Here is a 10,857-nt window from a genome sequence, read left to right as displayed (position 1 = left end):
AGTCTTACCAATGCTTTTTCCAGAGGTGCAAGAAGATCCAGAACGGTAAGCTTACCGGCCGTCGGGATCACATCATTGGTGGACTGCGCCATGTTTACGTGATCATTTGGATGGACCATTTTATAGCTACCCTTCGGACATCCGAGGATCTCACCGGCTCTGTTTGCGATCACCTCATTCATATTCATATTTGCGCTGGTTCCGGCACCACCCTGAATGGCATCTACGATAAATTCCTCAGCCAATTTTCCTGCGATCACTTCATCACAGGCTCTGACAATGGCATCTGCCTTATCCTCCGGAAGAAGCCCTGCATTATTATTAGTGATAGCTGCTGCTTTTTTAATCTGTGCCAGGTTCCTGATAAATACCGGATGAAGCTTTGTACCTGTAATAGGAAAATTCTGTTTTGCCCTTAAAGCCTGAACTCCGTAATAAGCCTCTGCAGGCACTTCCATAGTTCCGATCGAATCTGCTTCCAGTCTTGTTTCTGTTGTCATTTTGTCATCCCTCTTCTTTCTTCTGATCCTGTGCACATCTGATTTGCTCCGCCCTCTGATCTCATTTTTTCAGTCCGACGGATATTCACTGTTTACAAATCATTCTGTTATTTTCATTTTTATCAGCAGCTGTTTTTCTGATGCCTAAGAAACTAACACTTTCTTTGTAGCTTGTAAATACTTTTAATGGAAAACCACGATTATCCGTGTTTTTCAATAGTTTACATTAATCTTTTTAAGAATTTCTTTTATTTTTCTTATTTTTATTAAGTCGTTTCTTGTGTTGTGATAACACACGCAGTATAATCAATACAGAAATACCTATTTTTAATCCACTTCCCTACGCAGCTCTGTACCAGTTACAAATAACATTTTTTCATTGAAAGGAGACATTTCTACATGGAACACAAACTCGACAACATCGACCGAAAGATCATCGAAATGCTTCAGAAAAACGCCCGCACCCCGGTAAAGGAAATCGCAAAGGAAGTCTTCCTCTCATCCCCCGCTGTTTCCGCCAGGATCGAACACCTCGAAAAAAACGGGCTGATCACAGGCTACCATGCCCAGATCAACCCGGTATTTCTCGGTTATCATATAAAAGCATTCATCAACCTGGAAGTAGAACCCAACCAAAAAAAAGACTTTTATCCCTTCATCCAGTCCATCCCAAATGTCATCGAATGCAACTGCGTCACCGGCGATTACTCCATGCTCATCGAAGTAGCCTTCCGCTCCACCATGGAACTGGACCACTTCATCAACGAACTCCAGCAGTTCGGCCGCACCAAAACACAGATCGTATTCTCCACCAGCGTAGAACACAGAGATCTGCCTGTGGAGTAACCCCCACCGGCATTTTTTATAAACCATATCACATCGCTCTACCAGCCGACAGCGAAGCGCCTCGGCCAGCCTACCGTCAGACAACCGGAAACTCAGCCTTTCCTCCCAGCTATCCAGCGCAGCGCTGATAGCTCATCCATCTCCCGGCAAACCACAAGGAAACTCAGCCTTTCCTCCCAGGCATCCAGCGCAGCGCTGATGCCTCATCGCATTCCCGGCAGACCACTCAACCCAACATTTACACCCAAACTCCCGAGCAGCCACCCTCCCCTGACGCCTTGAAAAACCAGCCCGTGAGGCGTGTGCTGCCTGTCGCCGGACTCTGCAGGAGGGGAGCTGATTCTTGGCTGGCGGAAATCTGCGTTGTTTTTCAAAAGTCCGCTGTCTGAGCGGCTGCAAGACGCGAGTTCGGACTTTTGGAAAACGGTTTTAGCAGAATTCCGGCAGCCTAGAAGCCAGCCCCCGACGAAGCCCCGGCGACAGGCAGCACACGCCTCACGGGCGTCCGTATTTCAACAAAAAAAGAACAGCAATGAACCTCAAATCCACCACTGCTCTTCACTCATGTCCTAAATCACTTTCCCATCAAAGCAACAATCTTCTCCTTCAGCTCCCGCGCATTCTTCTTAGGATCCTCCGCCTTCATGATCGCAGAAACAACCGCCATACCACTCATACCGGCGCCCTCAAGCACATCCATATTCCCGGCATTCAATCCCCCGATCGCAACCGCAGGAATCGGAACCGCCTCACAGATATCCTTCAACGTAGAAACCTTGGTAAGGATCGTCACCACCTTAGTAGTAGTAGGATAAATCGCCCCCACACCAAGATAATCCGCACCATCCTCATAAGCCTTCACAGCAGCCTCCACCGTCTTGGCAGTAGCCCCCACGATCTTATCCGGTCCCATCAGCTTCCTTGCCACAGCAACCGGAATATCAGAAGCTCCAACATGCACACCAGCCGCATCACAGGCCAGCGCCACATCCACACGATCATCAATGATCAGTGGCACATTGTAACGATCTGTGATCTCCTTCACCTTAAAAGCCTTATCCAGATACTCCCGTCCACCCTTATTCTTCTCGCGAAGCTGGACCAGAGTCACACCACCCTTACAAGCCTCCTCAACCGTACGAAGCAAAGACTCCTCCGTATGATAAGAACTATCCGTCACCAGATACAACGTTACATCCAAATCTTTTCTATCCATCCTAATCCCCTCTTTTTCAGTACATTTCAATCTTCAACAGATCCAGCAGCTGTCGATCCGAAAGCCCATAGATCTCATCCAGCAGATTTACCTGAAAGCTTCCCGGACCGCGGGAAATCTTCTCCGCTTCCTCGCCGGCGATACCCATAAGTGCAGTACCAAGCACTGCCGCAGCCAGATAATTCCCGGATCTCCCATTTAATTCCATCTCAACGCCAGACCAGACACCTGCCTCTATACTATCCGTCATCTCTTTCGCAATATTATCTTCGCACCCCGGCAAAAACGCCGCAGTCAGTGCACCGACCATACAGCCGGTTCCTGTGATCCCGGACAGCGCCGCACTGCCATTTTGTACCAGAATAACCCGTTCACCATCCGTAACAAAATCCTGTTTTCCGGTAGCCAGCACGATTGCCTGATTATTTCTGGAAAAAGCCTTAAGCACTTCACTGACTCCATCGATATTTTCCTCAGTCAGAGCATCCTCGACACCCGCATCGATTCCGATCGCATGAGACGGCAGCCCGGAAACAGCCAGAAGCTCTGACATATTTCCCTTCAGCACTGCCGGATGACCGATCCTTAAAAGCTCCCGTGCCAGATCCAGCCTGAGATCACTGCAGGCAACCCCTACCAGGTCCAGAAGAACCGGAATCTTATTTTCCATCGCTGTTCTCATAGAACGCTTCATTGACTCGATCCTGGCATCGGTAATATTCCCGAGATTCAGCATCAGCGCACCAGCCGATGCCGTAATACCTGTCACCTCTGCCGGATGCTCCGCCATGATCGGCCTTGCACCTACTGCAAGGACCACGTTGGCACAATCATGGATCGAGATCGGATTGGTGATGCAATGGATCAGCGGCTTTTCTTCTTTAATTCGCTTTCGCAGTTGTAAAATTCTTTGTCTCATATGTTTTTGAACCCAAAGCTGCCTGGAATTTCACCAGAAGACCTGCTTTACTCAGAGCCTTCAGGAAAATATAGGCAACACATCCTCCCATTGTGGTTGCTGCAAGGAACATCGGCGTATAATAAAATGCTGTCAGTCCGCCTCTTCCCATCAGGAATGCCATCACCGGATAAGAAACCATAGATCCGATGATACCTGTTCCAAAGATCTCACCGATCACCGCGCAGATGATCTTGCCTTTGGAAAGTCTGTAGAACACACCTGAAAGAAATGCGCCAAATACTGCACCGGTCAGTGCAAGTGGCGGGATTCCCATAAACATCATACGGATCACGCTGATCATGGTCGCACAAAGAAGGGAATACCACGGTCCCATCAGAACCGAGCATACGATATTGACAAGATGCGCCGTGGGGCACATTCCCTCAATCCTCAGGATCGGTGAAATAACGACACCGATCGCAACCATCATTGCCAGCATTACCATACGAAGCGTGTGCATCCTTTGTTTTTCCATAGTGTTTTTCCTCCCTGAAATATCAGGCAGAGCCCTGTCAGATCCGGGCAAAAGCTTCCCGTCTGCTGCAGTCTGCCCTTAGATTTTGGCGGTCGAAGTTCCCTTACTTCCTCTCACTCCGAAAACACGGATTCCCATCGCTTATATGATCCTTCCGGAAAAATCCTCCGGAATATCACTCTCCTGCCAGACATTAAGGCGCTCCCCTTCCTGCCCGCTCTTTCGCAGAAGCTCCACATGCAGTCTCTGTCACTTTCACATCCCCACATTGTCAGACCATTCCAGTTCCATTCCTGCATCCGAAAAGAGCGCATCCCATGGCAAACTCCACGGAGACACGCTCTCAAATCACAATCCCTCCGTTGGCATTACCCAAATCAGGTACGGTCGAAGATCTATCTTCCTCTCAGCCTGTCACACAAGCTCCCGCTGGCTCTTTTCTTTTCTGTTTTTCAATATAGCACACACCTATCCCGTTGTCAAACCTCCACTGCTTATTGCTCTTTGCACTCCCGCCGGAGACTTTCCTGCATGATTTACATTTTCTGTAACTGCTTTTACCATACTTCACCGGCCCTTATTTCGCAAGACGGATCATATTCCAGCTGTGTTTTGCAAAAACTGCTTCCAGTTTTCCGCCGTCCAGCTTTGAGCACTCTGCACTGGCTTTTACAGGAACTACATTCTCGGGCTGCGTCTCTGTATTGACTGCCTGAAGATCATCATTGTTCAGCACGATATGCTCTACGATCTTATATCCCTCAAACTGTCTTAAGTCACAGGAAACTTCCATATCCTCATCCAGACTCTTATTCACTGCAAAGATCGTCAGCGTATCCTTTTCCTCATCCCAGACGCACACAGAATCCAGATATGGAGCTTCTCCATAAGTCTTGCTTTCATATATAGGTGTGAGAACCTGTGTATTAAGGACGGTTCCTCTTCCAAACACACTTGTCAGCATATACGGATAAAAGATCGTCTGACGCCATGCGCCTGTATCGGATGTCATGATCGGCGCAATAACATTTACCAGCTGTGCCATGCAGGCGATCTTTACACGATCTGCATGACGGAGAAGTGTGATCAACATGCTTCCCACAAGAAGTGCATCCTCAAAGTTATAAACATCCTCCAGCTGATGGGGCGCCTGTACCCATTTTTCCAGTTTTTTATCCTGTTCATTGCTGTGGTACCATACGTTCCACTCGTCGAAGGAAAGATTGATCTGTTTTTTTCCATGCTTCTTTGCTTTTACAGCATCGCAGATGGAAACCACTCCTGAGATAAAATCATCCATGCCCTTGGAGCTTGCCAGAAAATCGGCAGTGTCTCCCGATGCATTTCCATAGTACTGATGCAGGGAAAGATAATCCACCTGATCGTAAGCCTCGTCAAGAACCGTATACTCCCAGGAGCCAAAGGTAGGCATTTCCAGACTGGAGCTTCCGCATGCAACAGTCTCAACCTCCGGATCCATAAATTTCATCAGGCGGGCAGTCTCTGCTGCAACTCTTCCGTACTCTGCCGCAGTTTTATGTCCCATCTGCCACGGACCGTCCATCTCGTTTCCGAGACACCATAATTTGATATCATGCGGCTGTTCATAGCCGTGAGCTTTACGGAGATCACTGTAATAGGTACCACCCTTAAAGTTACAGTATTCCAAAAGATTTTTCGCATCCTCCGGTCCTCTTGTTCCCAGGTTTACTGCCATCATCACATCGCTGCCGGCTTTTCTGGACCAGTCCACAAACTCATTGAGTCCAAACTGGTTTGTCTCGATGACACCCCAGGCCAGCTCCGGTCTGGACGGACGCTGAGTTTTCGGCCCGACACTATCCTCCCAACGGAATCCGGATACAAAATTTCCGCCCGGATAACGAACGATCGGTACCTGAAGCTCCCTTACCAGTTCCAGAGTATCCTTCCGAAATCCCTGCTCATCAGAAAGGGGGCTGCCTTCCTGATAAATCCCCTCATAAACCGCACGTCCGAGATGTTCTATAAAGGAACCATAGATCCTTTTGTCTGTTTTTCCGGTGAGGAAATATTTGTCCACGATGATCTGCGCTTTTTTCATTGTAAAAATCCTCCTGTAAATTATTATTTTCTGCCTGCCACTGCATTGGACTCTGTTTCCGATTCCGCCATATACAGGCTCTTACGCCTCTGTTCGCTCACACACTCTCAGACAGATCGGAAATCAACCGTTTCTATGTTTCATTTTACCATCCTGTTCTATCCATACCAGTGATTATCTTCCGAAATAGTTGACTTTTTTTCCGGTAAGATTTATCGTAAAGACAGTCTTACCAGACGGACGTCCCTCTGTCACTTTACTTTATACTTCCAGACAGAAAGTTCTTTACAATGCCACAGTCGGATTGTCTGATCTACGTAATGAAAGGAGCGCAGCATTTTCATGGATTTCACCTTAAATTTCTGCGAATACAACCGTTCCAACTCCGATTACGACAGGATTTTCCGACCGGAGGGAAGCGGAGATTTTCTTTTTCTTTTATTTAAAACACCAATGAAGGTTTATCTGGGCGGTCAGCTTACTGTCACCCGGGATAATGCCTGCATCTTTTATATTCCGGGAAATCCCCAGCATTATCAGGCTGTGCGAAAATTCCGGAACAGTTATGTCCATTTTTCCTGCGGAGAAAATCTGGCAAAACGGTTCGGACTTCCCTGCAACGAAATTTTTTACCCCAGTGACTGCCAGGAGATCGATCACTGTATCCAGAAGCTGCAGCATGAATATCTGAACAGAGAAGTTTTTTCCCGGGACTACGAGTATGCCCTGCTCTGCCAGCTGATGATCACAGCCTCGCGGGAACTCCGCAGTACAGATACAAGCAAGTCTTCAGACTCGGAGCTCTGCAGCCTGTTCCAAAAAATCCGTCTGGAAATGCTTACAAATTACGAAAAGCCATGGACAACAGAAAAGCTCTGCGCCATGGCTAATCTCGAAAAAAGTCAGTTTTATTCCTGTTACCGGAATTTTTTTGACAGCACCCCTCATGCTGACCTGAATCTGCTCCGTCTGGAAAAAGCCAAAAATCTGCTCACCAACGAAGCTCTGCCTGTTCAACAGGTGGCTCTGCTGTGCGGATTTTCAAATCTCTCACACTTCAGCCGGTACTTCCGAAAGAACTGTGGCTGTTCGCCCAGTGAGTGGGCACGCCGCCCCTGACCAAAAGGATATTCACACTCTGCATTTACTGCGCAGGCAACTTGTCTGATCTGATCACCGTGCCGCATTACACTTCTCATAAGCAAACAGTGCCGCACCAAGCGCACCACAAAGCTGTGCCTCATCACAGATATAAAGCTTCGCTCCCAGCTTCTCCTCCAATGCCTGGATGATACCTTTATTTCTGGCAACACCACCGGTCATCATGTATTCCCCCGGATTCTTTTTGCCAAGGCGGGCTGCAAGAGCTCCTACCTTGGAAGCAACAGATACATTCAGACCATGGATGATATCTGCCACGTCCTTATTCTGGGCAACCAGGGAAACTACCTCGGACTCTGCAAATACAGTACACATGCTTGAGATCACTACGTTCTCTTTCCACTCCAGACCACGGGTACTCATCTCCTCCAGGGAAAGTCCAAGAGTACGGGCCATCATTTCCAGGAATCGTCCGGTTCCTGCTGCACATTTATCGTTCATCAGGAAATTTTTTACCGCACCGTTCTCGTCAATGCTGATCGCCTTGATATCCTGACCGCCGATGTCGATAACTGTACGCACATTCGGATTCAGATAATGGGCGCCCTTTGCGTGACAGGTAATCTCTGTGATACTGTCATCACCACTGTCAATATAGGCACGTCCATATCCGGTAGTAACGATACGCACGATATCTTCTTTCCTGATCCCTGCTTTTTCCACGGCCATCTCCAGGCTCTTCTCTGCACTCATCATAGCGCCGCCGCCTGTGGGAATGATCATGGTCGATTTAATTTTTCCGTCTTTATCCAGGATCACAACATCCGTACTTGTGGAACCGCTGTCGATCCCTGCCACATAATAAACTCCTGATTCCATTTTTTTCCTTATCTCCTCGCTGATTCCTTTTGATGGGTCCATATCCTCAGAGCCTTCCAGGGTCTCCGCAAAAGCTTGCACTCTGGTAAGGAGCTGTCCTGCACTCTGGCTTGTAAAATCTGTCTCGATCTTCAGAAGCGGAACCTTGATATCACGCTTGATGCTTGCATACTCAAATCCGTAATAGTCGCAGAATTTAATAGTATGATAAATGATCCCCTTCAGGTTCGGATCCAGATACAGCCGGTTTCTTCGGGTGCTGTTGTTCATACGGAAGCAGGGCATCTGTGAAAGAAGTGCATCCGCATAAGCCAGGAACATGGCATCGTCTTCCATTTTTTCCAGCTCCTCACGGATCACTGCAAGACGTCTTCCACCTGTACAGGTCAGGTTTTCCACATCCATGCGGATATTATCCCGGATCATTTTTTCCAGGATGCCGCTGACACGGACACCCAGAACACCGATATACGGCTCGTTATCCACAGGCTCATGGGAAAAAGCATTCAGAAATCCACTTCTGTCGAAGGTTTTCCCCGAAAATTTCTCATAAGCTTTCTTCAGACGGTGGATGCCCTGGGCAAGCTTCACCTTTTCACAGTCGTTATCCTCATGAGGCATGTCCAGCATGTACAGAAATTTACATTTACCGGTACTTTCCACAATGTCGTACACACGGCGCATGGAATCACAGCAGTTAACAAGAACAAGCTGCTCTACCTTTCCCTCCAGCACTGCCTGGATCACAGATTTTCCGAAGCCGCAGAGATTAGCATGGGCGATCTGGTCCGAAAGCTCAAAATTCTCCGGCATTTCCTCAAGAACCGCACATTCCTCGCCAAAGCCCTTAAACAGCTCCAGCGGTGTATATTTACAGACGTAATGTATCATGACCGTTTTTCCTCCTTACCTTCTGACAGCATTTCCAGATATGCCTGAAGTCGTGTGGATACCTGGCCGTCACTGGAATTGGCCGGGTTACAGCCGTCACCGTCCAGGACCATGGTTGGAAGTCCTGCATTTTCCAGAGAATTTTTGATCAGGCTGGAAGCTCCGATGGTTCCCTTGCAGCCCCAATGCGCAAAAAGGATCCCGCCGTCTGCCTCTGTAAGGTTCGCCAGCTCCTGGGCACGCCGGATCCTCTGCTTCACACTTCCGTTGTAAATGCAGTTGACCATTTTTTCCGCAAGGGCCTCATAAGGATCCGAGGCCTGCATCCGCTGAAAACCGTCTGCAACAAAATCACAGGCACTGATATGCACGTTCTGGCTGTAATTAAATACATCCTTTACCGGCTCCTGCAAAAACGGCATCATATGCATCCACAAAATATGAAGACCTTCCCCCTTTGGTGCCTTCTTCACATCCTCAAGAAGCATTTTTGTATATTTCAGGGATTCCTCTGAGCCCGCCAGAAGATGACACATAAAGATCGCATACAGCTCATTTGTCAGGGAAGTCACCGGATCGTGATCCTTTCTGAGGGCAAGCTGGCTGCTGTAATAGGAGGCCGCTTCATTGCTGTTGGCAACTGCACGCTGTACCGACTGCTCGGAGATTTTTTTCCCGCCTACATCCTCCAGGAATTTCTTCAGCTCGCGGAGCTGATCTGCAACATAGCTGATGGAATCCTGATTTTTTTCATAGGGTACGTCAATATAAAAGCCCGGGATCTGATATTTCTGTTTCAGATAAGGAAACGTCATCATGTTTCCATCGCAGGCAAGGTTTGTGTAGATGGTACATTTGGGCTTCGGTACCAATCCTGTCATGGACGCTCCCAAAAAAACTCTGTGATAGGAGCACATGGTTTCCGGAAAGCCCTCTGATTCCGTCTGTGCCAGAAATGCCTGCTCACATCTGGTTCCGGCGATGAAGCAGGACATTGCCTCCACGGAATACGGAGTGATCCCTGCTGCTGTCAGAAGCTCTCCCGGTACAAAAATGCTCACAAGCGCGGTATCGTCCGGTTTTGCAAGGGCTTTGATAATATTCTGCATGACTACACGGGCTACATACTGTCCCGAAGCCGGAAGCTTCCTGTCAGGAAAAAGCTGCAGACGTTTTTCCTGAAGCCGGTATCCAGTGAGAAGAAGTTTTCGTGCTTTTTCCGGATCCCTGATGGATCTCTCTCCCACCATATCCCCGAATTTCTTTATAATATCCAATCTGTCACATCCTCCGTCAAATCAAAAAATCTATTATAAGTCTGTCAGACGCTTACCCGAAATTTTGTCTCAGACAAAATCCTGTAGCATTATCATCGTCTGGATGGTATAAAGGTTCCACCTGTCAGACCAATATTTTTATTATAAAGATATTTTTTTCAAATGTAAACACGCCAATTTTTACAAATTTGAAGCCTTTTGCACATATCAAAACATCAAAATGCAGATTTTCCACAAAACTCTCATTCCTTTTCGTGGAAAACCTGCATTTGTCTTATCACATTATTTTCTGCTCTATTTTTTCCGTTACTCTGTATCACATCTGATGACGTACCACCTTATATTCATCTCCGGAACGATAATACGGACATTCCTTGTAATCACTGCTCACAAAACGATAATATTCATCCTCATCCAGATTGACATCACAATAATATTCGTCACACTCTTCATCATATGTATAGTTTGCACAGTATTCGCAGCTGGTTCCCTTCATATTTATTTCTCCTCTCTTTGCAGGAAAGTATTTCTCCCTGCTGTTCTCCTGATTATATAACAAAAAAAGGAAGAATTCCATTACTGAAATCCTCCCTCTTTTTTATATATCAGAACATTCCGTTCACAGTCT

General features: G+C 47.4%; 10 protein-coding genes and 1 riboswitch. Of the genes, 2 read left to right on the top strand and 8 right to left on the bottom strand.

Annotation, left to right across the window (positions count from 1 at the left end):
* A partial coding sequence (locus ABCM67_RS15855; RefSeq protein ID WP_342993029.1) for a lyase family protein occupies positions 1-500 on the bottom strand: 500 nt, incomplete at its 3' end.
* Between the two features lie 399 nt (positions 501-899).
* Here ABCM67_RS15855 and ABCM67_RS15850 point away from each other — a divergent pair.
* Entirely contained in the window at positions 900-1,346 is a 447-nt protein-coding gene (locus ABCM67_RS15850; RefSeq protein WP_021652217.1) for an Lrp/AsnC family transcriptional regulator, read from the top strand.
* A 574-nt stretch (positions 1,347-1,920) separates the two neighbouring features.
* Here ABCM67_RS15850 and thiE read toward each other — a convergent pair.
* The 4 genes from thiE to ABCM67_RS15830 all read right to left on the bottom strand — a co-directional run bounded on the left by thiE (position 1,921) and on the right by ABCM67_RS15830 (position 6,081).
* On the bottom strand, positions 1,921-2,562 hold the full coding sequence (gene thiE / locus ABCM67_RS15845) for a thiamine phosphate synthase (protein WP_015526321.1): 642 nt from the start codon (positions 2,560-2,562) through the stop codon (positions 1,921-1,923).
* 16 nt (positions 2,563-2,578) lie between these two features.
* A complete protein-coding gene (locus ABCM67_RS15840) occupies positions 2,579-3,481 on the bottom strand; it encodes a hydroxyethylthiazole kinase (protein WP_114001828.1) in 903 nt (300 codons plus the stop codon).
* Positions 3,444-3,998 carry an energy coupling factor transporter S component ThiW gene (thiW, locus tag ABCM67_RS15835; protein WP_289000572.1) on the bottom strand — a complete coding sequence of 185 codons (555 nt, stop codon included), beginning with the start codon at positions 3,996-3,998 and terminating at the stop codon, positions 3,444-3,446. The genes ABCM67_RS15840 and thiW overlap by 38 nt, the downstream gene beginning before the upstream one ends.
* Before the next feature lie 337 nt (positions 3,999-4,335).
* Positions 4,336-4,438, bottom strand: a riboswitch (TPP riboswitch).
* A gap of 137 nt (positions 4,439-4,575) precedes the next feature.
* Positions 4,576-6,081 (bottom strand): alpha-N-arabinofuranosidase, encoded by a 1,506-nt coding sequence (locus ABCM67_RS15830; protein ID WP_342993027.1) that lies wholly within the window; start codon positions 6,079-6,081, stop codon positions 4,576-4,578.
* A gap of 342 nt (positions 6,082-6,423) precedes the next feature.
* On the opposite strand from ABCM67_RS15830, the gene ABCM67_RS15825 reads away from it, so the two are divergent.
* Positions 6,424-7,200, top strand: a complete 777-nt coding sequence (locus tag ABCM67_RS15825) for an AraC family transcriptional regulator (RefSeq protein ID WP_173722209.1) — start codon at positions 6,424-6,426, stop codon at positions 7,198-7,200.
* Between the two features lie 54 nt (positions 7,201-7,254).
* On the opposite strand, the gene ABCM67_RS15820 is transcribed toward ABCM67_RS15825, so the two are convergent.
* From ABCM67_RS15820 to ABCM67_RS15810, 3 genes are all read right to left on the bottom strand, one after another.
* Complete coding sequence (locus ABCM67_RS15820) at positions 7,255-8,952, bottom strand: acyl-CoA dehydratase activase (RefSeq protein ID WP_288787310.1); 1,698 nt, start codon at positions 8,950-8,952, stop codon at positions 7,255-7,257.
* Positions 8,949-10,229 (bottom strand): 2-hydroxyacyl-CoA dehydratase family protein, encoded by a 1,281-nt coding sequence (locus tag ABCM67_RS15815; RefSeq protein WP_173761040.1) that lies wholly within the window; start codon positions 10,227-10,229, stop codon positions 8,949-8,951. The genes ABCM67_RS15820 and ABCM67_RS15815 overlap by 4 nt, the downstream gene beginning before the upstream one ends.
* Before the next feature lie 316 nt (positions 10,230-10,545).
* Entirely contained in the window at positions 10,546-10,725 is a 180-nt protein-coding gene (locus tag ABCM67_RS15810) for a DUF6472 family protein (RefSeq protein WP_015526328.1), read from the bottom strand.
* Positions 10,726-10,857: the final 132 nt, after the last annotated feature.

It is taken from the genome of Blautia sp. 2227st1_G12_2227SCRN_220401, from assembly GCF_039062885.1.
GTDB classification, from domain to species: Bacteria; Bacillota; Clostridia; order Lachnospirales; family Lachnospiraceae; genus Blautia_A; species Blautia_A fusiformis.
The sequence above is the reverse complement of the archived record's forward strand: the minus strand, read 5'-3'. Positions and strand labels throughout refer to the sequence as shown.

Coding starts and splice junctions, on each gene's coding strand:
- ABCM67_RS15850 (WP_021652217.1), top strand. CDS start 900: ATGGAACACAAACTCGACAACATCGACCGAAAGATCATCGAAATGCTT.
- thiE (WP_015526321.1), bottom strand. CDS start 2,562: ATGGATAGAAAAGATTTGGATGTAACGTTGTATCTGGTGACGGATAGT.
- ABCM67_RS15840 (WP_114001828.1), bottom strand. CDS start 3,481: ATGAGACAAAGAATTTTACAACTGCGAAAGCGAATTAAAGAAGAAAAG.
- thiW (WP_289000572.1), bottom strand. CDS start 3,998: ATGGAAAAACAAAGGATGCACACGCTTCGTATGGTAATGCTGGCAATG.
- ABCM67_RS15830 (WP_342993027.1), bottom strand. CDS start 6,081: ATGAAAAAAGCGCAGATCATCGTGGACAAATATTTCCTCACCGGAAAA.
- ABCM67_RS15825 (WP_173722209.1), top strand. CDS start 6,424: ATGGATTTCACCTTAAATTTCTGCGAATACAACCGTTCCAACTCCGAT.
- ABCM67_RS15820 (WP_288787310.1), bottom strand. CDS start 8,952: ATGATACATTACGTCTGTAAATATACACCGCTGGAGCTGTTTAAGGGC.
- ABCM67_RS15810 (WP_015526328.1), bottom strand. CDS start 10,725: ATGAAGGGAACCAGCTGCGAATACTGTGCAAACTATACATATGATGAA.